Consider the following 22,878-nt stretch of genomic DNA (forward strand, 5'->3'; position numbering starts at 1 on the left):
CCGCGGCGATCCCGTAATACACAAGGTCTTCTTCAGGCAGAAACAGCGGTGTAACATCCGTTCCACAAACTTGGGTTTATGAAACGGTCGGTCCGGCCGTGAACCTACCCCTGAGGAGCAACATGGCTGAACTTGTGACCGCGGCCGGCACCGACGCCGGCGCCGTCAAGCCCGGGTATGACCACCGCCTCGCCAACAAGGACCTCGTCCCGCTGGAGAAGCAGGGCTGGGGCGCCTACAACATCTTCGCCTTCTGGATGTCCGACGTGCACAGCGTGGGCGGCTACGTCACCGCCGGCAGCCTCTTCGCCCTGGGAATTGCGAGCTGGCAGGTGCTCCTGTCGCTGATCATCGGCATCGTGATCGTGCAGGTGTTCACCAACCTGGTGGCCAAGCCGAGCCAGAAGACCGGCGTCCCCTACCCCGTGATCAACCGCGCGATCTTCGGCGTCAAGGGCGCGAACATCCCGGCGGTCATCCGCGGCCTTATCGCCATCGCCTGGTACGGCGTGCAGACCTTTCTGGCCGCCGAGTCGCTGAACATCATCTTCTTGAAGTTCATCCCCGCCACCCACGCCCTCGCCACTGAGTACTCCTTCCTGGGCCTGTCAGCCCTCGGCTGGATCTCCTATGCGATCCTCTGGGTGGCGCAGGCCGCGGTGTTCTGGAACGGCATGGAAACCATCCGCAAGTTCATCGACTTCGCCGGCCCCGCCGTCTACGTCGTCATGATCGTCCTGGCCATCTACCTGGTGTCCCAGGCGGGCTGGGACAAGATCAGCCTGGACCTCTCCGTGGGCGAACCGCTGGACTTCTGGTCCTCCATCCCGGTGATGCTCAGCGCGATCGCGATCGTGGTGTCCTACTTCTCCGGCCCCATGCTGAACTTCGGCGATTTCGCCCGCTACGGCAGCTCGTTCAAGGCAGTCAAGAAGGGCAACCTGCTCGGCCTGCCGGTCAACTTCCTGTTCTTCTCGCTGCTGACTGTCATCACGGCGTCGGCCACCGTTCCGGTCTTCGGCGAGCTCCTCACGGACCCCATCCACACCGTGGAGCGGATCGACACCCCGTTCGCCATCCTGCTGGGCGGCCTGACCTTCGTCACCGCCACCGTGGGCATCAACATCGTGGCCAACTTCATCTCACCGGCGTTCGATTTCTCCAACGTGGCCCCGCACCGGATCAGCTGGCGCACGGGCGGCATGATCGCCGCCGTCGGCTCCGTGATCCTGCTCCCGTGGAACTGGTACAGCAACGCCACGGCCATCCACTACTCGCTGGGCATCCTGGGCGCACTCATCGGCCCGCTGTTCGGCATCCTGATCGCCGGGTACTACCTGGTCAGCCGGCAGAAGGTCTGGGTGGACGAGATGTACACCATGGATCCGGCCGGCAAATACTGGTTCAGGAACGGCTACAACCCCAATGCCATCAAGGCAGTGGCCATCAGCGGCGCCGTGTCCATCGCCTCGGTCATCATTCCCAAGCTGCTCCTCGACACCGGCGCCACCGGCGTGGATGCCACCTGGCTGGGCAACTACAGCTGGTTCATCGGCTGCGGCCTGGGCCTGGTGGTCTTCCGCCGGCTCGAGAAGAGCTCGCCGATGATCAACATCGACCACGACGGCGGCGAGGTCAACGACGGAGCCCTCCCCGAGGCCTAGGCAAATGGCCGAGCGTACAGCTGGGGCCCCGGATCCGCGGATTCCAGGGCCCCAACTGTACGTTCGCGCCGGGTTAGCTGCGCTTAGGTGCTCAGTTCCGGTTCAGCTCCACGGAAATCGCCTGGGCCGCTTCGCGAAGCATGGGCACGGCACGCTCGCCGAAGCCCTGGTCCACGCGGGTGACCGGACCGGAGACGGAGATGGCCGTGGGCGTCGGAGCATTGGGAACGGCCATGGCGAAGCACCGCACTCCGAGCTCCTGCTCTTCTTCGTCGATCGAGTAGCCGCGTTCCCGGATGAGCTTGAGGTCATGCAGCAGCGCATCGATGTCGCCGATGCTCTTCGCGGTGGGCGTGGGCATACCCGTGCGGGCCACGATCCCGCGGACCACCTCGTCATCCAGTTGCGCCAGGATCGCCTTGCCGACGCCGGTGTCATGGGTGTGGGCGCGGCGGCCCACCTCGGTGAACATGCGCATGGAGTGCGGCGAGGGAACCTGTGCGACGTAAATGACCATGTCCGAATCCAGCACGGCCATGTTCGAGGTTTCACCCAGGCGGTCCACCAGCGACTTCAGCTGCGGACGCGCCAGTGCGCCGAGTTGCTTGTTGGCGCCGTCGCCAAGCCGGATCAGCCGCGGCCCCAGGGCGTAGCGGCGGTTGGGAAGCTGCCGGATATAGCCCAGCGCCACGAGGGTACGCAGCAGGCGGTGGATGGTGGGCAGCGGAAGATCGGTCGACGACGACAGTTCGCTGAGCGTAACGTCACCGCCGGCATCCGTGATCAGTTCCAGCAGTTCGAAGACGCGCTCGACGGACTGCACGCCTCCCGAGGGCTTTTCAGCCATTCCGTTGTCTCCTATGGCTCGGAATCCGACAACTCTTATCCGCATCGTGAAAAAAGTTGTTTAGGTTTTCAAGATACCGCACCAAAGCCCCCTGCGGTCACCTTCAGTAGAAAGCTTGTGTTTCCACTTTGTAGATAATAATATCCATAATACGAAAACACTAGCGAGGCACACCGGTCCGTAAGGACCCGCAACAGGAGGACATTCAATGGCGAACCCGGGCCCCGGAAACTCAATCACCTTGCGCGTCGCCGCACCGTCGAGCTTCACTGCCACCAGTGAGATCGCAGCGGCCGTCGCGGCCGCCGGCGCAGCCGTCACCGCACTGGACGTCACCGAGTCCCACCACGACACGATCGTCGTCGACGTTACGTGCAACACCACCGGCGAGGAGCACGCCGACGAGGTCAAGAAGGCCCTGAACGCGCTCGACGGCGTCACGGTCCAGCACGTCTCGGACCGTACCTTCCTCATGCACCTGGGCGGCAAGCTCGAAGTGGTCCCGAAGGTGCCGCTGCGCAACCGCGACGATCTGTCCCGCGCCTACACCCCCGGCGTCGCACGCGTCTGCCTGGCCATCGCCGAGGATCCGTCCGCGGCCCGTAACCTGACGGTCAAGCGCAACACGGTCGCCGTCGTCACCGATGGCTCCGCCGTGCTGGGCCTGGGCAACATCGGACCCGCCGCCGCCCTGCCGGTCATGGAGGGCAAGGCCGCCCTCTTCAAGCAGTTCGCCAACGTGGATGCCTGGCCGGTCTGCCTGGACACCCAGGACACCGAGGAAATCATCCGCACCGTCAAGCTCCTGGCTCCCGTCTTCGGCGGTGTGAACCTCGAGGACATCGCCGCTCCCCGCTGCTTCGAAATCGAGGCACGCCTGCGCGAAGAACTCGACATCCCCGTCTTCCACGACGACCAGCACGGCACCGCCATCGTCACCCTCGCAGCGCTCGTCAACGCCCTGCGCGTAGTGGACAAGAAGATCGCAGACGTCAAGATCGTCGTCTCCGGCGTGGGCGCCGCCGGTTCCGCCATCATCCAGCTCCTCAAGGCCCAGGGCGCCCAGCACATCGTGGCCGCCGGCCGCTCCGGCGCCATCCACCACGGTGAGAGCTACAACGACCAGCACCGCACCTGGATCGCGGAAAACACCAACGAAGAGGGATTCTCCGGCACCCTCCACGAAGCCCTCGTGGGTGCGGACGTGTTCATCGGCGTCTCCGCACCGAACATCCTGGGCGAAGCGCAGATCGCGTCCATGGCCGAGGACGCCATCGTCTTCGCCATGGCCAACCCCACCCCCGAGGTGGACCCGACCATCGCTTCCAAGCACGCCGCCGTCGTGGCCACCGGCCGCAGCGACTTCCCGAACCAGATCAACAATGTCCTGGCCTTCCCGGGCCTGTTCCGCGGCCTCCTGGACGCCGGGGCGAGCGACATCACCCCGGACATGCTGGTGGCCGCCGCCGAGGCCATCGCCAAGCGCGTCGCTGACGATGAGCTCAATGCGAGCTACATTATTCCCAGCATTTTCGACCCGCACGTGACGGCCGACGTCGCAACCGCCGTTGCGAACGCAGCACACGCCGCCGCCCAGTCCACTGCCGCCGTTCCGGCCGGCGCCCACTAGGAAGGACCCGCTCCATGGCTCTTACCGTCACCGATCCCCAGCCGATCGAACGTGCCGAAGAAATCCTGACCCCCAAGGCCCTGGCCTTCGTCGAGGAACTCCACAAGCGCTTCGCGGGCACCCGTTCGGAGCTCCTCGCAGCCCGCGCGGCCAAGCGCGAAGAGGTTGCCCGCACCGGCAAGCTCGATTTCCTTCCCGAGACGAAGGAAATCCGCGACGGCGACTGGAAGGTCGCCGAAGCCCCGGCCGCGCTGCAGGACCGCCGCGTCGAAATGACCGGCCCGGCTTCCCCCGTCAAGATGGCCATCAACGCCCTCAACTCGGGCGCCAAAGTGTGGCTCGCGGACCTTGAAGACGCCAGCACCCCCACCTGGGCCAACGTCATCGACGCCATCCTGAACCTGCGTGACGCCGCCGCCGGCACCCTGGCCTACACCTCTCCGGAGGGCAAGGAATACCGCCTGCGCACGGATGCCCCGCTGGCCGTCGTCGTCACCCGCCCCCGCGGCTGGCACATGGACGAGCGCCACCTGCTCCTCGACGGCGCACCCACCGTGGGCGCGCTGGTGGACTTCGGCCTGCACTTCTTCCACACGGCCAAGCAGCTGCTCCTCAACGGCCACGGCCCGTTCTACTACCTGCCCAAGATGGAGAGCTACCTCGAGGCCCGCCTCTGGAACGACATCTTCGTCTTCGCCCAGGACTACATCGGCATCCCGCAGGGCAGCATCCGCGGCACCATGCTGATCGAAACCATCCCGGCTGCCTTCCAGATGGAAGAGTTCCTCTACGAGTTGCGCGACCACGCCTCCGGCCTGAACGCCGGCCGCTGGGACTACCTGTTCAGCATCGTGAAGTACTTCCGCGATGCCGGCGAGTCCTTCATCCTGCCGGACCGCGCCTCCGTGGTCATGACCGCGCCGTTCATGCGCGCCTACACCGAACTGCTGGTCAAGACCTGCCACAAGCGGGGCGCCTTCGCGATGGGCGGCATGGCCGCCGTCATCCCGAACCGCCGCGAACCGGAAGTCACCGCCCAGGCCTTCGAAAAGGTCCGGGCGGACAAGACCCGCGAGGCGAACGACGGCTTCGACGGTTCCTGGGTTGCGCACCCGGACCTGGTCTCCACCTGTCAGGAAGTGTTCGACTCCGTGCTCGGCGACAAGCCGAACCAGCTCGACAAGCAGCGCCCGGAGGTTTCCGTCACCGCCGAGCAGCTCCTGGACGTGCCGTCCGCCGGCGGCGAGGTCACCGAGGCGGGCATGCGCCTGAACCTCTACGTCGCCGTCGCCTACACCGCGGTGTGGCTCTCGGGCAGCGGCGCCGTCGCCATCCACAACCTCATGGAGGACGCCGCGACGGCGGAAATCTCCCGTTCGCAGGTGTGGCAGCAGATCCGCAACAAGTCCGTCCTGGCGGACACCGGGAACACTGTCACCCGTGAGCTCGTCACCAGGATCCTGGGTGAAGAGACCGAACGTCTGCGCGGCGAAGTGGATGCGGAATCATTCGCCAAGTACTACGAGCCGGCCAGCCGCCTGATCGCGGACATCTGCCTCTCCGAGGACTACACGGACTTCCTCACCACCCCCGCCTACGAGCTGGTGTAGGGATGGCCGCACATTCCCTCAGCGCGGCGGATCTCGCCGCCATCGATTCCAGGCTGGCCGCCACGGACCAGCTGCTGGAACGCAACTACCCAGGCGACAGCGGCAGCCGCCAGCCCGTGCACACCGTGTACGTGCCCGCGGACCGTTTCACGCCGTCGCTCGCCTCCGAATGGGGCGCCCAGGCGCTCGCGACGGCGGAGGAGCACGGCGGTCTCGAGAAGCTCGGCGCGCTGCTGGGCCAGGAGCCCGGGCTGGCGGCCGCCGTCGCCGGCCGGGTCGCGGCCAAGCTGCGCAGCGAGCCCATCGAGGACCTGCGCCTGGACTTCGAGGACGGCTACGGCGACCGCGGCGACGAGGCTGAGGACGTGGCCGCAGTCGCGGCGGCGCAGGCCGTCAGCGAGGCCGTGGCCGGTGGTTCGGCCCCGCCGTTCATCGGCATCCGCTTCAAGTGCTTCGAGGCGCCCACCCGGGCCCGCGGCCTGAAGACGCTGGACCTCTTCGTTTCCACCCTGGCATCGGCGGGCGAACTGCCCGAAGGCCTGGTGCTGACTCTGCCCAAGGTCACCACGGTGGCCCAGGTCGAGGCCATGGACTTCGCGGTCTCCCGCCTGGAGGAGATCCACTCGCTGCCGGCCGGCCGGCTGCGCTTCGAGGTCCAAGTCGAAACCCCGCAGCTGATCCTCGGCCCGGAAGGCACTTCGCCGGTGGCCCAACTGCCGCACGCGGTTCCCGGACGCATCAGCGGCCTGCACTACGGCACCTACGACTACTCCGCGTCACTGCAGATCGCGGCCGAGTACCAGTCCATGGAGCACCCCGTGGCCGACTTCGCCAAGGAAGTCATGCAGCTGGCCGTGGCGGGCACCGGCATCCGCCTGTCCGATGGCTCCACCAACATCATCCCCGTGGGTGACAACGTGGAGAACGCCTGGAAGCTGCACGGCCGCCTGGTCCGCCGTTCCCTGGAGCGCGGCTACTACCAAGGCTGGGACCTGCACGCCAACCAGCTGCCCAGCCGCTTCGCCGCCACCTACGCCTTCTACCGCGAAGGCCTGCCGGCAGCGGCGGCACGGCTGCGGAACTACGTCGAACGCACCGAGGGCGGCGTCATGGACGAGCCGGCCACCGCACGCGCGCTGGCGGCGTTCATCCTGCGAGGCGTCCAGTGCGGCGCGGTCGGTACCGAAGAAGTCCTGGCGCTTGCCGGCGTCGAACTCCCCCGCCTGACCGTCCTGGCACACCCGCGACTCGCCACCACTTCGAAGTAAAGGACTCACCATGGGCAACTACTACTACCCCGCGGGTGGCCTGCCGCCGCAGACCCACCTCACCACCGAGCGCGCGATCGTCACCGAGGCGTACACGGTGATCCCCAAGGGTGTGCTGACGGACATCGTGACGAGCCTCCTGCCGGGCTTCAGCAAGACCCGCTCCTGGATCATCGCCCGCCCGATCTCCGGCTTTGCCACCACGTTCTCGCAGCTCATCGTCGAGGTGGCGCCGGGCGGCGGTGCGCCGAAGGCAGAGTTCGAGGCCGGCGTCGAAGGCGTGATCTTCGTGGTCAAGGGCACCCTGAACCTGGACCTCAAGGGCGAGAAGCACATCATGGAAGAGGGCGGCTACGCCTACCTCGCCGCCGGCGACGAATGGGGCGTGGAGAACACCTCGGACGACATCGCCACCTTCCACTGGATCCGCAAGGCCTACGACCGCCTGGAAGGCTACGAGGCGAAGTCCTTCGTCACTAACGAGAAGGACGTGGAAGCCACCGCGATGCCGGACACCGACGGCGTCTGGAAGACCCAGCGCTTCGTCCCCTCCGACGACCTGGCGCACGACATGCAGGTCAACATCGTGACCTTCCAGCCCGGCGGCGTGATCCCGTTCCCGGAGACCCACGTCATGGAGCACGGCCTGTACGTCCTGGAAGGCAAGGCCATGTACCTGCTCAACAAGGACTGGGTTGAGGTGGAGGCCGGCGACTACATGTGGCTGCGCGCCTTCTGCCCGCAGGCCTGCTATGCCAGCGGCCCGGGCCAGTTCCGCTACCTGCTGTACAAGGACCAGAACCGCCAGATCAAGCTCACCGGCGCACCGCTGCCGGGCTAGGCGTTCAGGGCTTCTGCCGCCGGATCCATCTCGATGGATCCGGCGGTTCCCGGTTTAACCGGTCCTGCGGCGTTATTGGGTCCTGCGGCCGAGCCGGTGCCCGGCCCAGAAGGCCAGGAGCAGCAGCCCGACGACGGCGATCAGGTAACCGTTTTGCGTCATTGGTCCAACAAGGGCAGCACCGCTGGTGCTGAACGGGTTATTGGCCAGCGGGGCGTAGGCAACCCAGCCAAACTCGAGGGGCTGGGTACTGCCGATCAATGCGGTCACCACGCCCGCGACCACCACCAGCGTTCCCAGCAAAGGCACGACGACGGCCATCGCCTTCCCCTTGTTTGGCGCCTTGACCGGTTCTTCCGGATTGTTCTGATCCCCCAAAGATTCCATGCCCGCCAGAGTAGCAGCGCCGCCGTCGGGCAGTCTTGAACGCGCGATGTCGCTGGAGCGCTGCGAAGTCGCCGCAACGTCCCAGCGACCCAGCAGCGCTCCCGCGACCAGGCTGAAAGGCCCCTACTTTCCCGGGCCTCCCGCGATCCGGTAGTCCGGCACCGGAGCCACAGGGCGGGCAACGTCACCCTGCTAGGGTTCCGTGCATGGATGAAAATTTGGGGAACGACGGCGGTGCTCCTGTCGGGCGGGATCCTCGCCCGGGTTTCTGAAGCGGCGCGGATCGCGCGGGCGCTCGCTCCGTCAATCGTGGTGCTGGAGGACTGCGACCTGATCGCCGAGGACCGCAGTTTCGGCCACGGCCCGCAGCCCCTGCTCTTCGAGGTGCTGGACGCCATGGACGGCCTGGACAGTGATGCCGACGTCGCCTTCGTCCTCACCACCAACCGGGTGGACATGCTCGAACGTGCCCTGGCGCAACGGCCCGGACGCGTGGACCTGGCCGTCGAGATCCCGCTGCCCTCGGAACACGAACGCGAACGGCTCCTGGAGCTGTATTCCTCGGGCCTGGGCTTCTCAGGGGCCGCGCTCGAAGCCGCGTCGGCCCGCACCGCCGGGACCACGGCGTCGTTCGCCAAGGAACTGGTACGCCGCGCGGTGGTGGCCGCGGCACTGGCCGGAGCCGCGCCGTCGGATGCCCACTTGGAGGTCGCGGTTGAGCAGTTGATGGCGGACAGCGAAGCCCTCACGCGCAGTCTGCTGGGCAGCAACGGACAGCATCCCGACGGCGGCGCTCCTGCGGGACCTTTTCCGGGTCCCTCGCCGTTTCCTGCACCGTTTCCGGGTCCGGGAGTCCGTCCGGGAGTCCGTCCGGGAGTCCGTCCGGGGCCGCCCACCGGACCCTACACCTCGACCCTGACCATCGCCTCCCCGCCGGAGCCGGGCAACGAAACGTGGCCCGCTCAGGCCACGGAATCCTCCGGTGCGCCACCGGTCTCAGGCGGCGCCCAGGTGAGCTCGACCATGACGCCGTCGTTGTCCTCGTCGATCCTGAGCCGCAGTTCCTCCCCAAAGAGGAAGTCATGTTGAAGGTCCCGCCCGTCGATGCGCGCCGCCTCCGCGAGCTTGGTCATGGCCGAGGCCATCGCCCGGCCCCAGTCGTGCGGGTGCTTGCTGGACGCCTTTTCAAGGGCTGAATACCTGACCATGGTTTCAATTGTTCTCCGATGTGTCCCGTTCTGCCAGAGCACCGGCCGGGACTAGGAGCCTGGCCCCGCAGTATCTCCGATGGGCACGTTGCTCCGGTGCGCCCTGCCCCGGTCCAGTTGCATGGCGCTCGTCACGAGGGCGAAGTGGCTGAAGGCCTGGGGCATGTTCCCCAACTGCCGCCGGGTCAACGGGTCCCATTCTTCGCTGAGCAGCCCCACGTCGTTCCGGAGGGAGAGCAGGCGCTCGAACAATTCAGTGGCTTCGCCGGCACGTCCCGCGCCAAGAAGCGCATCGACCAGCCAGAAGGAGCAGGCGAGGAATACCCCCTCCCCTCCCGGCAAGCCGTCATCGCTCTCCTCCGTGCGGTACCGCAGCACGAAGCCGTCCACGGTCAGCTCGCGCTGGATGGCCTCGATGGTGCCGATCACCCGCGGATCATCATGGGACAGGAAGCCCACCTTGGGGATCAGCAGCAGGCTCGCGTCCAGTTCCTGGCTGCCATACGACTGCACGAAGGTGTTGCGCCCGGCATCGAAACCCCGCTCCATGACCTCCCGGTGAATGGTGTCGCGCAGGGCCGCCCAGCGCTCGAGCGGTCCCGGCAGTCCAGTTTCGCCGATCGCCTTGACCATGCGGTCGGCAGCCACCCAGGCCATCACTTTTGAATGGGTGAAATGGCGCCTCGGCCCGCGCATTTCCCACAATCCGTTGTCCGGCTGGTGCCAGATCTGTTCCAGGTGACCCATCAGGGCCTGCTGGAGGGGCCAGGAATCGTCACCTTTCCCCTTGCCTCCGCCGAGGAGGCCCGCCCTGGTCAAGGACAGGCAATCCAGCACTTCGCCCCAGACATCCAACTGCAATTGCTCCGCGGCGGCGTTGCCTGTGCGGACGGGCTGTGATCCCTGGTAGCCGGACAGCCAGCCGAGGGCATTCTCGGGAAGGCGGCGCTCGCCGTGCAGTCCATACATGATCTGCAGGTCCGCCGGATCACCGGCCACCGCGCGCAGGAGCCAGTCCCGCCAGGCGACGGCCTCCTCCGTGTAGCCCGCCGCGAGCAGGGATTGCAGTGTCAGCGTGGCATCGCGGAGCCAGCAGTAGCGGTAGTCCCAGTTCCGCGGCCCGCCGAGCTGTTCGGGAAGCGAGGTGGTGGGAGCAGCCACGATCCCGCCCGTCGGTGCGTAGCTGAGCGCCTTGAGGGTGATCAGGGAACGTTCGACGGCGGCATGGTAGGGCCCGGCGTCCGCGCAGTGGGCGGACCATTCGGTCCAGAACTGTTCGGTGTCCGCCAGCGCGGCGACGGGGTCCACGGACCGGGGCCGCGGAAGGTGGCTCGGCGCCCATGTCAGCACGAACGGGACCGTCTCCCCTTCCCCGACAGTGAACTCGCTGACCGTGCGCATCTCTACGCCCTTGAGCGGTGCCGCTGTTTCCAGATAGACCGAGTCCGGGCCTGCAACAGCGCCGATTCCGTGCGGATTCCGTCGGACCCACGGCACCACATGGCCGTAATCGAAACGGAGGGTCAGTTCGCCGCGCATCCGCACGCTGCCCCGGATTCCCTCGACCACCCTGACGATATCGGCAACCTCGTCGCGCGGCGGCATGAAGTCCGTGACCCGGACGTGGCCCTCGTCGTTCTCCCATTCGCTCACCAAGACCAGGGTTCCCGGGCGGTAACCGCGTCGGGTACAGGGGCCGCCATCCGCCGGCGCCAGGAGCCAGCGGCCGGCGTCGGAGGTATCAAGCAAAGCAGCGAAGCACGCCGGCGAGTCGAAACGCGGCAGGCACAACCAGTCAATGGACCCTTCGGTGCTGACGAGGGCCGCAGTATGCAGGTCACCGATCATGGCATAGTCCTCGATGCCGACCGGTCCGCCGGAGGCCGGTCCACCGGAGGCCGGTCCACCAGAGGCCGGTCCGCCGGAGGCCGGTCCGCCAGAGGCCGGTCCGCCAGAGGCCGGTCCGCCAGAGGCCGGTCCACCAGAGGCCGGTCCGCCGGAGGCCGCTGCGGCGCCCGCCGAAAAGCTCATTGCCGGGTTCCCAGGAAGGACCCGACGGCGGCAATCGCCCGCTCCGTAATCGCCTCCCTGTCTCCGCCGCCGTCCACTTCCACCACGATTCCGCGCTCCGAATACGCCGAGACCACCGGCTGGGTTTCCTCCCTGTACAGCTCCAGGCGGCGGCGGATCACCGGGGCGGTGTCGTCGCTGCGTCCTTGCTCCCGTGCACGTTTGAGGAGGCGCTGGACCAGTTCCTCGTCCTCCGCGGCCAACTGCACGACGACGTCCAGCCGCTGGCCTTTGCCCTCCAGCAGGGCGTCGAGCGCGGCAAGTTGGGCCACGTTGCGCGGATAGCCGTCCAGGAGGAAGCCGTTCCTGACGTCGTCGTCCGCAAGGCGGCGGGCCACCATCGCATCGGTGAGCCGGTCCGGCACCAGCTCGCCCTTGTCCATGAAGGCGCGGGCCTCGGCCCCCAGTTCCGTCAGCTCACGCACGTGGGAGCGGAAGAGCTCGCCCGTGGAAACGGGAAGGATGCCGAAATGGGCTGCGAGGTATTCGGCCTGGGTGCCCTTCCCGGAACCGGGCGCGCCGATGATGATCATGCGGGTCATGCCTGAGCCTAGCAACGGGCAAGCTCGTTGGCACCTGTTCCGCTGAGCCGGCCGACCGGCGCAAGCTTTTATCCAAATGCGGGAGTAATTACGTGCTAGCACGGAAGCGCAGGACACCGGCCCGGGAGCACCATTGATTTCGGGCCAGGAACCCCTGGCCCTAGCGGGGGACCCGCACCAAAGAGGGACCTCCACTGATTGCCGGCAGGCCGGAGCATACAGCCCGGCCGCGGATGTCCGTTCACCTCCGCACCGCCCGGTTCACATCACACCCCAGGAGAGAAATGCGCACCAACACCTTGTCCCGGCCCAAGCGCGCCCGGATCATCTCAGCACTCGCCGTGAGCCTCGGCCTTGCCGGAGCCGGCTTGGCCCTCGGCACGCCTGCCCAGGCCAGCACCCTCTATTCCTGTACGGTCACGCCGTTGAAGCCGATCTTCGCGTACATCAACAGCAACGGAGTGAAGGTCCTCGACTACCGGATCACTGCGAGCTGCACGGGCAGCCGCTCCCTCTACATCCAGCAGCAGCGCTGGGAAGACGATAGCTGGCCGAACGGCGACGACTACCTGGGCGGCACGGACTTCAGCCGCTACCTCAGCGCCGGCACCAGCACCACCATCCACAACTACCGCACTTTGGTGGACGGTGAGATCGGCTACGAGGAGGTCTACCAGAAGGTCCGTTTCAAGGTGGGCAGCGGCGGAGTCTGGTCGGGCTACACGGGCTGGCAGAACAGCGCGATCCTGTCGATCTCGAACTGAACCCGCGGCAGTGAAGCCGGCCCGGTGCGTTTGCGTACCGGGCCGGCTCTTGCGTGTTCAGAAGCCGGCGCGTTCAGAAGCCGGCGCGTTCAGAAGCCGGCGCGTTCAGAAGCCGGCGCGTCAGCGGCCTCCTCCGGAACGCAAATAGCTCAGGACGGCGAGTACCCGGCGGTGGTCTTCGGGTTCCGGCCGCAGGTTGAATTTCACGAAGATGCTGCGGATATGGGCTTCCACGGTCCGTTCACCGAGGAACAGGCAGCGGCTGATCGCCTGGTTGGTGCGCCCCTCGGCCATGAGTTCCAGTACCTCCCGTTCCCGGCTGCTCAGCTCCTCCCTGCCCTGCCGGGGTTCCTGCGGGCGCGAAACCAGGCGGGACACCAGCTCGGGGTCGACGGCGGTGCCACCGGTGGCCACCCGCCGCAAGGCGTCAAGGAAATCCTCGATGTCGGAGACGCGTTCCTTCAGCAGGTAGCCGAGGCCCTTCGCGCCATCGAGGCCGGCAGCATCGGCTCCCCCGGCGAACAGGGACATCGCGTTCTCCGTCTCCACATACTGCGACAGCAGCAACACCCCGGTGTCCGGATACCGGCGCCTGATCTCCCTGGCGGCTTCGATCCCCTCGGTCGCGTAGCCGGGCGGCATGCGGATGTCCACGACGGCGGCATCCGGACGCTCGCGCTCGACGCAGCCGAGCAGCTCTGCGGCATCGCCGGCTTCGCACACCACTGTCATTCCTTCGGCTTCCAGCAGTGCCGCCAGGCCCCTGCGCAGCAAAGCGGAATCATCCGCGATGGCAATCCTCAATGTCACGGAAGCCCTCCTTCGCTTTCGACGGCAGGCAGTTCCGGAACCGAAGCGGGTTCCGCGGAGAACGGCAGGACCGCCGTCACGGTTGTCCCCTGCCCCGGTGGGCTGACGACGTCGAAGGTGCCGCCCAGCGCGGCCGCGCGGTCCGCAAGTCCCATCAGTCCGCCGTCGGGCCCGGGGGCGGCGCCTCCCCTCCCGTTGTCCTCGACCACCACGGTCAGCCGGTCCGCAGTACCGGTGGCGCGGGCCCGGATCATGGTTGCCCCGGCATGCTTGGCGGTGTTTGTCACGGCCTCGGCGCAAATGAAGTAGGCGGCAAGTTCCACGGCAGGAGGCACGGGAGCGGCAAGCTCCACCCGGACATCCATGGGCACTGGGGTGCGTTCGGCCAGGGCGGTCAGCGATCCGGCGAGCCCCCGCTCGCGAAGCGACGGCGGGTACACGCCGCGGGCGAGTTCACGGAGTTCACCCAGCGCTGTGTTGAGTTCCCCGGCGGCGTGCCCGATCAGCTCCCGGACGTCGCCGTCGGGCGCGAGCCGCCTGGCCCGGGCCAGCTCCATGGCCACGGCCACCAGCCGCTGCTGGGCGCCGTCGTGCAGGTCCCGCTCCAGCTGGCGGCGGCGGGCGTCTCCGGCGGTGACAATGCGTTCGCGGGAGCGGCGCACTTCGATCAGCTGTTCGCGCAGCTGCTGTTCCATGTTGCGGTTGTCCAGGGTGAGCGAGGTGGCGCTGCGCACGGCTTCGAGCAGTTGGGGCTGGTCCCGGAGCGCCTGGTCGAAAACCAGCGCGCCCACCGGCAAGCCCTTGCGTTCCAGGACCATCGCCGCGCGGCCGCTGTGTTCCGCCGGCAGTTCGCGTGCCCTGCCGTGCCCGTCGACGAAGCCAGGCTGCCCGGGAGACCACTGCCACAGTTCCAGGCTCGGGTCCCGGACGGTCTTCCGCAGCGCGTCGGTGAGCCGTTCATTGAGCGGCGCCGAGCCGATCTCCACCATGAGCTCGCTGAGGGCGCCCCGCGCAAAGCGGTAGCGCCACAAGCCCACCAGGACCGCCAGGGGGACCACCGCCGTCGCGGGATATTGCCACAGCAGCGCCTCGGAGGCCTGCGGCCCGGAGAACTGGACGACGGCGGCGGCGACCCAGATGGTTGCTCCGGTTTTGAGAATCAGGGCGAAGCCGAGCGGCAGGAAGGAACTCCGGTAGGCCGGGGTGCCGGCGTGCCAGCGCATCGCCAGGAGCAGCACGATGGCCAGGCCCACGCAGATCTGCACCACCCGGGCGGCGTTGCCGATGGCCGTGGTGAGTGCGAGGTCGTCCCAGAGCAGGAGCAGGTTCCGCGAGGTGGATTCTCCCGCTGCGACGTGCAGGCGCGGGTCGAAGAATGCCCAGTTGGCCACGGCGATGGCCAGCCAGAGGGAGAAGAAGAATCCCACGGCCACTTTCTGGAGCCGGGTCTTCAGCGTCCCGGTGGGGAAGCTCAACGCCAGCTGCAGCAAGGGCGGCTGGTACATCAACGTGAGGGTCACGCCGGTGGTGAAGGCCAGGGGATCGCTGGAGCGGCGCAGGCCGGCGGCCAGCCAGAGCCAGCCCGCCAGGACCAGCAGGAATCCCGGCCTGCCGTTCGGCTGGCTCCGCCACGCGGCCACGCCGGAGAGGACAAGGCCCAGCCCCACGGCCAGGAACATCGCGAATTCAAGGAGGCTGAAAGGGACCCTGTCGGCGATCCCGCCCAGATGCACAACGCCCTGGGCGTTGAGCAGCCCGAGCGTGCGGGCCGGGTCCTGCATCGCAAGCGGTGACCAGTCGACGGCCAGCAGCACGACGGCGGCCAGGCCGGCGGTCACCGCCAGCACCCATGCCGTCTGCCGTGGAGTCACCGCGTTTCCCCCTCCGCCACGGCTTAAGATTCCCACGCCGGAGGGCGGCGGGCTACAGGGAATTCAGCGGCAGTTCCGGGCGAAAGCCGGACGCGGCGCCGTCAGTCTTCGCGCTGCAGGCGGGCCAGCGCCATGCGGCGCAGCTCGGCAAGGTTCTTCAGCAGCGGCGCGGCGTTTTTCAGCAGCGGCTCGGCGATTCCAGCGTCGTGCGTTCCGCGGTAGCGGCGGCTGATGTCCATGACGGAAAGAGCCACGGCCACCGGGGAGAGGACCACGGCGGCGTAGATGAAGATCATCCAGGACAGCACGGTCAAGGGTGACTGGCCGCCGCTGAGCCAGCTCAGTCCGCCCAGCAAACCCACCGTCCAGAACAGCAGGACCCCACCAAGCACAACCCCTGCGGGGAAGTACTCGCTCCGCACCACACGCATCAGCTTTTCCACCAGCCGAACCCCATCTTCAACACCCGGATTTCACAACAACCAACACAAGTATGCAGCCGCCAAAAGACCGTTTCAGCCGTTTTGAGGCAGAGGTGACGAAGCTAACTCCGCGGCCTTTTGGACCGGCTCGAGACCGCCTCCCGGGAGACGTTCGGAGTCAATGACAGTTGTGAGTCAACTCACCATGGAGTACTCTTTTTTTGAACCACATATCGTACAAACGTTCGCAGTGCGAACAATCCACAGACACCCAACACCCCGTCTTTCAGCGCGGAAGGACCTCCGGAATGACCAATCTCGCAAGCGGCCCCGCCGTCTCGGCCAGTGACCGCCAACTCAAACGGGCCAAGAAGGCGGCCCTCGCAGCCTTCCTCGGCGGCGCCCTCGAGTACTACGACTTCTTCATCTACGCCACCGCCGCATCGCTGGTCTTCTCGAAGATCTTCTTCCCGTCCGGCGACCCCACCGTTGCCTTGATCGCCTCCTTCGCCACCTTCGGCGTCGCGTACGTTGCCCGCCCGTTCGGCGCAATCGTGTTCGGCCACCTCGGGGACAAGATCGGCCGCAAGAACACCTTGGTGCTGACCCTCGTGCTGATGGGTTCAGCGACCTTCCTGATCGGTGTGCTCCCCGACTTCAACAGCGTCGGATACTGGGCGCCGGCACTGCTGGTGGTCCTTCGGCTTATGCAGGGTCTCTCCGCAGGCGCAGAGACTGCAGGCGCATCCGCCCTGTCCACCGAAGAGGCCCCCGAAGGACGCCGCGGATTCTTCGCCAGCTTTGCCATGAGCGGCATTTCCGCCGGCATTGTGCTGGCATCCCTGGCCTTCCTGCCGGTGGCGGCCATGAGCGAAGCCGAGCGCCTGGCCTGGGGCTGGCGCATCCCGTTCTGGCTCTCGCTGGTGGTGCTGGTGGTGGCCTACCTGGTGCGGCGCTCCCTCGAGGAGCCCGAGGTCTTCGAGGAGAAGCACGACCACGGCGAACTCGTGAAGCTCCCGTTCGCCAAGATGTTCAAGACCCACCCGGCCCAGTTCTTCCAGGTGGCCCTGATGTCCTTCGAGACCGTCACGAACACCTTCATGCAGTCGTTCGGCCTGGCGTACGCCGTGTCGGTAGGCGTCCCGGCCTCCACCATGCTGTGGGTGAGCATCCTCGGCAACGTGATCGCCATCGCCTCGCAGCCGCTGATGGCATGGCTCTCCGACCGCTACGGACGGCGGCCGGTCTTCATCTCGGGCGTACTCGGCTCCGGTGCGATGATTTTCGTGTACTTCTCGGTCATTTCGACCGCAAACGTCCCTATGATCTTCCTGGCCAGCACCCTGATCACCGCGGGCACCTACTCGATGTCCAACGCCATCTACCCGGCCTGGTTCTCCGAGCTCTTCAACGTCAAGGTCCGCTACTCCGGCATGGCCATCGGGCTGCAGGTCGGCATCCTCTGCGCCGGCTTCACTCCCCTGCTGGGCACGGCCCTCGTCGGCGCGGAGAAGGCCAACTGGGGTCCGGCCGCCTGGATCGTGGCTGCGTCCTCGCTGCTGGCGGTGGCCGGCGCTCTGTGGGCCCGGGAAACGAACAAGACACCGCTGCGCGAGTTGGGCAACCCGGTCCGGTAACCTACCTGCCCCGGGGCCATCGCCGCCACCATGGCCTGGCGGGCGGGGGCTCCGGCGGCTCCGGGCGGGCGGCCGAGGCTGCTGCCCGTCGGGCGCGCCAGCGCTCAAGCTCGACGGCGACCTCCCGGGTCTTCGTGATCACGGGAGGTCCGCCCTGGAGCTGGCGGCGGGCATTGACTACCCGGGCGTTGAAGTCCTCCAGGATGGCCCGGACCCGCTCTTCGGTGGCTTGTTCGTCCAGGACGGCGTCGAGCCCGGCGTCGTCCCTCCGCAGCAGGATCGCTTCGGGGCCGAGGCCGCTGAGGTGCTCGCGCTGGATGAGGCCCTTGACCCACCAGTCGGGGTCGTAGCTTTCGCCGAGACCCGGGATGGGTTTGCCTGCGTATTTGAGGTTGTCGAACTTGCCGTGCGCCATGGCGTCCCGGATCAGGTAGTCGGCCCGCGAGGCGGTGTCGAACTTCCGGCGCTTCTCCTGAAGCTCGTCTTCCGCTGCGGCGTGTGCCGCCTCCTCGGGAGAGAGGTTCCCGGCGTACCCGCCGGCTCGGAGCTCCGCCGCCCGTTCCAGGCGGCGCCTGGCGCCGGATTCCCTGGCGTCCTCATCCATAACCACAGGGTACTGCGGACTCGAAGATCCGGACCCTAAAGACAGCCGACGACGGCGGGAGGCTCCCGCCGTCGTCGGATGCTGGTTACGCTCAGGCGTGGGAGTGTTCGGCGAGGAGGGCGTCGACCTGCCCCAACGCTTCCTTCATGCCTTCTTCCATGCCCATCTCCAACATCTGGGTCATCTGTTCTTCGGATTCGAAGGTGGACTGGACGGTCATCCGGGTACGGCCGCCGAGGTCCTCGAGGGTCACAGTGGCGTGGCCGGCACCCACCTCGGCTACGGGTTCGCCGTTTTCATCGGCAAAGCCGTCATCGAACTCGAGGCGGTGGGGCCGCTCGATGTTGGTGAAGCGCCACCAACCGCGGGGTTTCTCCCCTTCTGGGGTGGTCATGTAGTAGCCAGCCTCGCCCCCGGGCGTGAATTCATGCTTTTCGAAGGTGGCCGGATAGCCGGGAGGGCCCCACCAGCGCTCGAGCTGGCGCGGGTCTTCCCAGATCTGCCAGACGCGTTCGACGTCGGCGTCAAACTCGGCGACGAGAGTGAGGCTGAGCGTTTCGGGATTCTTGGTGGAACTGATGACAGTCATTGCGGAACCCTTCTGTACTATTTCGGTTCTTCTTTGAGGATGTCTGCGATCCGGGCGGCGCGCTGCCGCCAGATGTCCTCATACTCGTCAAGCAGCCGCCGGACATTCTGCAGTCCATCGCGATTGCCCCGCACGATCTGCTCCCTTCCGCGCTTCTCCTTGCTGACCAAAGAGGCACGCTCCAATACCGCCACATGTTTCTGGACGGCGGCAAAACTCATGGCGTAGAGCGCCGCGAGGCCGGACACCGAGTACTCCCCCAGCGTCACCCGGCGCACAATGTCCCGGCGGGTGGGATCCGCGAGCGCCTGGAAAAGGCGGTCGATCCCTGCGTCGTCCAACTGATCTACAACCATTTGGTTGTAGGTTACGACTGAAGGCAGGCGGTGTCAATGGGTTCCGGAGGTTCGTCCGGTGGCCCTTGAAGCCAGGCGGCAGTGCCATCGAAAATGCCGGGCCAAACGCAGCACACCTGACGAAATTTGAGCCTGTGAACAACGTTTAAACCGGTATTTAGCCCGCATCGCTGAGGCCGCGGAAGGCCGCCAGGGCTTGGCATTGGAGGATAATTTGGTGCCATGACGTACCGCTACGAGGTGGAAGTCGTGCACCTATTGGTCTCGCCGGAGCACGCCTATTTCGGCCGCGCCAAGGACGGGCCGGCCGAGGTTCCCGCCACGGACGCCGGGCTCGTGGAACTGGTGGCCGGCAAGGGAATCGTCGGCGACCGTTTCTTCGGCAAGGCCGCTCACATGGACGCGGCGGTCACCCTCTTCGCCGTGGAAGCTTTGGAGTCCATCGCCGCGGAACTTGGCGCCGGACCCTTCGACCCGCTGCTGACCCGCCGCAACGTCTTCCTGCGCGGCGCCGAACTGGCACCCCTGCTTGGCCACGACTTCGCCCTGGAATCCGGCGGGGAGCTGGTGTGGCTGCACGCCGGGCGGCCGGCCCATCCCTGCGCTTGGATGGACCGGATGCTCGCGCCCGGTGCCCACAAGGCGATGCGGGGCCGCGGCGGCATCCGCTGCCGGGTCGTGTCCGACGGCGTCCTGCACCGCGGCCCGGCAGTCCTACTCAGCCCGGTGCCGCTTGATCCGGAGCGCGCCGGCGAGGCGACGGTGCTACGACCGTCGCGGTTGCCGTAGGTACTCCCGCTCGAAGGCCTACCCCCGTTCCGCGATCTCCTTCACGCTGGCCACCAACTGGTCCCACATCCCCTTGGAGTGCTCCGCCTCTTCGGCGCTGGCGTTGTTGTCCTGCGAGAGGGTCAGCTTCGTTCCGACGCCTTCGTCCTCCAGCGTCCAGGTGAGGGTGTGATAGTTCTCCGGCTTGTCCTCCTGGCCGCTTAGGGGACTGAAATGCGTCATGACAAGCCGGTTCCCGGGGTCGAATTCGAGGATGCGGCCCCTGTCCGCGTACTCCTTGCCTTCCCATTCGCCCCGCCAGCTGATGCTGCCGCCGATCGACCAGTCGGTCTCCACATCGGTACCGAACATGAACTCCTTGATCGCCGCAGGGTCGGTCAGCACAGCCCAGACCCGGTCCGCGGGTGCCGCTATGGTGATGCCCGACGTCGCCACATACTTGCCGCTCATGGCCCCGACCCTACTCCGCGGCCGGAGCAGCCGTAACCCTTGATTGTGAGCAGGATCACCCCGCTTTGTGATCCAGTCGATTGAGCCGTCCGGGCACCCCCGTGCACCATGGAAAAGTTGGCCCGGATCCGTTCCGGGCCGGACCCTTCATCTGCTGGACGCAACGAGGCCAAAGCGGTGAGCTCGCAGAGCCGCCCAAAGGCCCCGGGCGTTCATGGATCAGTACCACCCCGGCTCCGCACTGGCGCGAGGCCGGGACAGCGAATTCATGATTGGAAGCCGAAGAACAATGACGTTTGAAACTGCCGAATCCGTCACCCTCAAGATCTGGGACCGCACCGCCGTGCACCACACGCTCGACGCCCTCGTCAACGAGCTCTCGACCCGCCACAACACCTGCACCAGCAAAATCGCCGTCACCGCCAGCGGCCCCAACACCTTCACCGTCTCGGTCCCTGCCTAGGCACCGTTCCGGAAACTAGCGAGCGACGGCGGGAGGCAACCTCCCGCCGTCGCACTCGTTAACGGCCGCCCGCCACTGTTAACAGCAGCTGCTAAACCTCCGCCGCCGGGGCCGCGAACTGGGCCTCGTACAGCCGGGCGTAGGCGCCGCCGGCCGCCAGCAGCCCGGCGTGGTTTCCCTGCTCCACGATCTGCCCGGACTCCATGACCAGGATGAGGTCGGCGTCGCGGATGGTGGAAAGGCGGTGCGCAATCACGAAGCTGGTGCGCTCCGAGCGCAGGGCCCGCATCGCGTTCTGCACCAGGACCTCGGTGCGGGTGTCCACCGAGCTCGTGGCCTCGTCCAGGATCAGCACGGACGGCCGGGAAAGGAAGGCACGGGCTATGGTGAGCAGCTGCTTCTCCCCGGCGGAGATGTTGCCGCCTTCGTCGTCGAGCACGGTGTCGTAGCCCTCCGGCAGGGAGTGCACGAAGCGGTCCACGTAGGCCGCGCCGGCGGCTTCCATGATTTCGCCCTCGGAGGCGGTGGGCTTGCCGTAGCCGATGTTGTCCCTGATGGTGCCGCCGAACAGCCAGGTGTCCTGCAGCACCATGCCCATCCGCCCGCGGACATCGTCCCGCCGCATGGTGGCGATGTCCACGCCGTCAAGCGTGATGCGGCCGGCGTCCAGCTCGTAGAAGCGCATCATGAGGTTCACCAGGGTGGTCTTGCCCGCGCCGGTGGGCCCCACGATCGCGATGGTCTGCCCCGGCTCGGCCACCAGGCTCAGATCCTTGATGAGCGGCTTGTCCGGCGAATACGCGAAGGAAACCTTCTCGAACACGAGCCGGCCGCTCGCCGTCGACGGTGACGCGGCGGGCGCGGGATCGGGCTCTTGCTCCTCGGTGTCCAGCAGCTCGAACACGCGCTCGGCGGACGCGACGCCGGACTGCAGCAAGTTCGCCATGGACCCAAGCTGCGCCAGGGGCTGGGTGAACTGCCGGGAGTACTGGATGAACGCCTGGACGTCGCCCAGCTGCATCGCTCCCGCGGCCACCTGCAGGCCGCCCACCACGGCGATTCCCACGTAGACCAGGTTCCCGATGAAGGTCAGGGCCGGCATGATCAGGCCGCTGATGAACTGGGCGCCGAAGCTGGCCGCAAACAGCTCCGCGTTCTTTTCCCGGAAGAGCTGCTCCACTTCGCGCTGCCGGCCGAAGACCTTCACCAGCGCGTGCCCGGTGTAGCTCTCCTCGATCTGCCCGTTGAGCTCGCCGGTGTTCTTCCATTGCGCCACGAACAGCTTCTGCGAGCGCTTGGCGATGAGCATGGTGGTCACGAGGGTCAGCGGCACGGTGACCATGGTGAGCAGCGCCAGCAGGGGCGAGAGCAGCATCATCATGAAGATCACGCCCACCACCGACAGCAGGGAGGTGACCGCCTGGCTGATGGACTGTTGCAGGCTCTGCGAAATGTTGTCGACGTCGTTGGTGACCCGGCTGAGCAGCTCGCCGCGCTTCACCGAATCGAAGTAGCGCAGCGGGAGCCTGTTGATCTTCGCTTCGATCTCTTCCCGCAGCCGGTAGACGGTGCGCTGCACGACGCCGTTGAGGATGTACGCCTGCATCCAGCCGAACGCCGAGGCCAGCACGTACAGCACCAGCACCCAGAGCAGCACCGAGGACAGCGCGGCGAAATCGATGCCCTCGCCCGGGGTCAGCTTCATGGGGCCGAGCATGTCCGCCCGGGCGTCCTGCCCCGAGGCGCGCAGCCCCGCGATGAGCTGCTCCTTGCTTGTCCCGGCGGGCAGATCCTTGGACACGACGCCGGCAAAGATCAGGTTGGTACCTTCACCAAGCAGCCGCGGCCCGAGCACCTGGAGCGCGACGCTGGCCACCGACAGGGCAAGTACCAGCACCAGCCATAGTCGCTCCGGCTGCAGGGTACTCAGGAGCCGCTTGGCGGAGGGCAGGAAGTTGAGTGCCTTCTCGGCCGGGATGTTCATCCCTGCGAAGGGGCCGCCGCGCCCCGGTCCCATCGGCGGCCGCTGCGGCCGTCCCAGGTTTGAGTTCCCGGC

The 22,878-nt window shown here is 66.9% G+C and carries 22 protein-coding genes; 10 read left to right on the plus strand and 12 right to left on the minus strand.

The window, feature by feature from the left end:
* Positions 1–122 precede the first annotated feature (122 nt).
* Positions 123–1,664 (plus strand): NCS1 family nucleobase:cation symporter-1, encoded by a 1,542-nt coding sequence (locus tag ACN9M4_RS16565; RefSeq protein WP_426299770.1) that lies wholly within the window; start codon positions 123–125, stop codon positions 1,662–1,664.
* Positions 1,665–1,755: 91 nt separating this feature from the next.
* Here ACN9M4_RS16565 and ACN9M4_RS16570 read toward each other — a convergent pair whose 3' ends face one another.
* Positions 1,756–2,511 carry an IclR family transcriptional regulator gene (locus tag ACN9M4_RS16570; RefSeq protein ID WP_426299772.1) on the minus strand — a complete coding sequence of 252 codons (756 nt, stop codon included), beginning with the start codon at positions 2,509–2,511 and terminating at the stop codon, positions 1,756–1,758.
* Between the two features lie 208 nt (positions 2,512–2,719).
* Here ACN9M4_RS16570 and ACN9M4_RS16575 point away from each other — a divergent pair, with 208 nt between their 5' ends.
* Genes ACN9M4_RS16575 through ACN9M4_RS16590 form a run of 4 tightly spaced genes read left to right on the plus strand, consistent with a single transcriptional unit; the run spans position 2,720 to position 7,860 of the window.
* A complete protein-coding gene (locus tag ACN9M4_RS16575) occupies positions 2,720–4,141 on the plus strand; it encodes an NAD-dependent malic enzyme (RefSeq protein WP_426299774.1) in 1,422 nt (473 codons plus the stop codon).
* 14 nt (positions 4,142–4,155) lie between these two features.
* Positions 4,156–5,751: a malate synthase A gene (aceB, locus tag ACN9M4_RS16580; RefSeq protein WP_426299776.1), complete on the plus strand. Its 1,596-nt coding sequence runs from the start codon at positions 4,156–4,158 to the stop codon at positions 5,749–5,751.
* A 2-nt stretch (positions 5,752–5,753) separates the two neighbouring features.
* Entirely contained in the window at positions 5,754–7,019 is a 1,266-nt protein-coding gene (locus tag ACN9M4_RS16585; RefSeq protein ID WP_426299778.1) for a DUF6986 family protein, read from the plus strand.
* Positions 7,020–7,029: 10 nt separating this feature from the next.
* Positions 7,030–7,860 (plus strand): bifunctional allantoicase/(S)-ureidoglycine aminohydrolase, encoded by an 831-nt coding sequence (locus ACN9M4_RS16590; protein ID WP_426299780.1) that lies wholly within the window; start codon positions 7,030–7,032, stop codon positions 7,858–7,860.
* 72 nt (positions 7,861–7,932) lie between these two features.
* On the opposite strand, the gene ACN9M4_RS16595 is transcribed toward ACN9M4_RS16590, so the two are convergent.
* Positions 7,933–8,247, minus strand: a complete 315-nt coding sequence (locus ACN9M4_RS16595) for a hypothetical protein (protein ID WP_426299782.1) — start codon at positions 8,245–8,247, stop codon at positions 7,933–7,935.
* Between the two features lie 210 nt (positions 8,248–8,457).
* Between ACN9M4_RS16595 and ACN9M4_RS16600 the strand changes: the two genes are divergently transcribed.
* Entirely contained in the window at positions 8,458–9,336 is an 879-nt protein-coding gene (locus ACN9M4_RS16600) for an AAA family ATPase (protein WP_426299784.1), read from the plus strand.
* Positions 9,337–9,506: 170 nt separating this feature from the next.
* On the opposite strand, the gene ACN9M4_RS16605 is transcribed toward ACN9M4_RS16600, so the two are convergent.
* Both ACN9M4_RS16605 and ACN9M4_RS16610 read right to left on the minus strand, forming a co-directional pair.
* The gene (locus tag ACN9M4_RS16605; protein WP_426299786.1) at positions 9,507–11,303 is read right to left on the minus strand and encodes a glycoside hydrolase family 15 protein; all 1,797 of its coding nucleotides are present in this window, start codon (positions 11,301–11,303) and stop codon (positions 9,507–9,509) included.
* Between the two features lie 179 nt (positions 11,304–11,482).
* Positions 11,483–12,067, minus strand: coding sequence for an adenylate kinase (locus ACN9M4_RS16610; RefSeq protein WP_426299788.1), 585 nt, complete (start codon positions 12,065–12,067; stop codon positions 11,483–11,485).
* 284 nt (positions 12,068–12,351) lie between these two features.
* Here ACN9M4_RS16610 and ACN9M4_RS16615 point away from each other — a divergent pair, with 284 nt between their 5' ends.
* Positions 12,352–12,831 (plus strand): hypothetical protein, encoded by a 480-nt coding sequence (locus tag ACN9M4_RS16615; protein WP_426299790.1) that lies wholly within the window; start codon positions 12,352–12,354, stop codon positions 12,829–12,831.
* Positions 12,832–12,951: 120 nt separating this feature from the next.
* Here the strand turns inward: ACN9M4_RS16615 and ACN9M4_RS16620 are convergent, their stop codons facing one another.
* From ACN9M4_RS16620 to ACN9M4_RS16630, 3 genes are all read right to left on the minus strand, one after another.
* Positions 12,952–13,641 carry a response regulator gene (locus ACN9M4_RS16620; protein ID WP_426299792.1) on the minus strand — a complete coding sequence of 230 codons (690 nt, stop codon included), beginning with the start codon at positions 13,639–13,641 and terminating at the stop codon, positions 12,952–12,954.
* Positions 13,638–15,512: a sensor histidine kinase gene (locus tag ACN9M4_RS16625; protein WP_426299794.1), complete on the minus strand. Its 1,875-nt coding sequence runs from the start codon at positions 15,510–15,512 to the stop codon at positions 13,638–13,640. The genes ACN9M4_RS16620 and ACN9M4_RS16625 overlap by 4 nt, the downstream gene beginning before the upstream one ends.
* 101 nt (positions 15,513–15,613) lie before the next feature.
* Positions 15,614–15,955 carry a hypothetical protein gene (locus ACN9M4_RS16630; protein ID WP_426299796.1) on the minus strand — a complete coding sequence of 114 codons (342 nt, stop codon included), beginning with the start codon at positions 15,953–15,955 and terminating at the stop codon, positions 15,614–15,616.
* A 287-nt stretch (positions 15,956–16,242) separates the two neighbouring features.
* On the opposite strand from ACN9M4_RS16630, the gene ACN9M4_RS16635 reads away from it, so the two are divergent.
* Positions 16,243–17,571 carry an MFS transporter gene (locus tag ACN9M4_RS16635; RefSeq protein ID WP_426299798.1) on the plus strand — a complete coding sequence of 443 codons (1,329 nt, stop codon included), beginning with the start codon at positions 16,243–16,245 and terminating at the stop codon, positions 17,569–17,571.
* Position 17,572: 1 nt separating this feature from the next.
* On the opposite strand, the gene ACN9M4_RS16640 is transcribed toward ACN9M4_RS16635, so the two are convergent.
* The 3 genes from ACN9M4_RS16640 to ACN9M4_RS16650 all read right to left on the minus strand — a co-directional run bounded on the left by ACN9M4_RS16640 (position 17,573) and on the right by ACN9M4_RS16650 (position 19,120).
* The gene (locus ACN9M4_RS16640) at positions 17,573–18,175 is read right to left on the minus strand and encodes a DUF1992 domain-containing protein (RefSeq protein ID WP_426299800.1); all 603 of its coding nucleotides are present in this window, start codon (positions 18,173–18,175) and stop codon (positions 17,573–17,575) included.
* A 91-nt stretch (positions 18,176–18,266) separates the two neighbouring features.
* Positions 18,267–18,764, minus strand: a complete 498-nt coding sequence (locus ACN9M4_RS16645; protein WP_426299802.1) for an SRPBCC family protein — start codon at positions 18,762–18,764, stop codon at positions 18,267–18,269.
* A 17-nt stretch (positions 18,765–18,781) separates the two neighbouring features.
* Entirely contained in the window at positions 18,782–19,120 is a 339-nt protein-coding gene (locus tag ACN9M4_RS16650) for an ArsR/SmtB family transcription factor (RefSeq protein ID WP_426299804.1), read from the minus strand.
* A gap of 222 nt (positions 19,121–19,342) precedes the next feature.
* On the opposite strand from ACN9M4_RS16650, the gene ACN9M4_RS16655 reads away from it, so the two are divergent.
* The gene (locus tag ACN9M4_RS16655) at positions 19,343–19,909 is read left to right on the plus strand and encodes an MOSC domain-containing protein (protein WP_426299806.1); all 567 of its coding nucleotides are present in this window, start codon (positions 19,343–19,345) and stop codon (positions 19,907–19,909) included.
* 18 nt (positions 19,910–19,927) lie between these two features.
* On the opposite strand, the gene ACN9M4_RS16660 is transcribed toward ACN9M4_RS16655, so the two are convergent.
* Positions 19,928–20,359: an SRPBCC family protein gene (locus tag ACN9M4_RS16660; protein ID WP_426299808.1), complete on the minus strand. Its 432-nt coding sequence runs from the start codon at positions 20,357–20,359 to the stop codon at positions 19,928–19,930.
* A 289-nt stretch (positions 20,360–20,648) separates the two neighbouring features.
* Here ACN9M4_RS16660 and ACN9M4_RS16665 point away from each other — a divergent pair, with 289 nt between their 5' ends.
* Complete coding sequence (locus ACN9M4_RS16665; RefSeq protein ID WP_426299810.1) at positions 20,649–20,822, plus strand: hypothetical protein; 174 nt, start codon at positions 20,649–20,651, stop codon at positions 20,820–20,822.
* Positions 20,823–20,913: 91 nt separating this feature from the next.
* Here the strand turns inward: ACN9M4_RS16665 and ACN9M4_RS16670 are convergent, their stop codons facing one another.
* Positions 20,914–22,839, minus strand: a complete 1,926-nt coding sequence (locus ACN9M4_RS16670) for an ABC transporter ATP-binding protein (RefSeq protein WP_426303512.1) — start codon at positions 22,837–22,839, stop codon at positions 20,914–20,916.
* Positions 22,840–22,878 lie beyond the last annotated feature (39 nt).

Origin of the sequence: Arthrobacter sp. R-11, from assembly GCF_049913155.1 — a bacterium.
Taxonomy (GTDB): domain Bacteria; phylum Actinomycetota; class Actinomycetes; order Actinomycetales; family Micrococcaceae; genus Arthrobacter.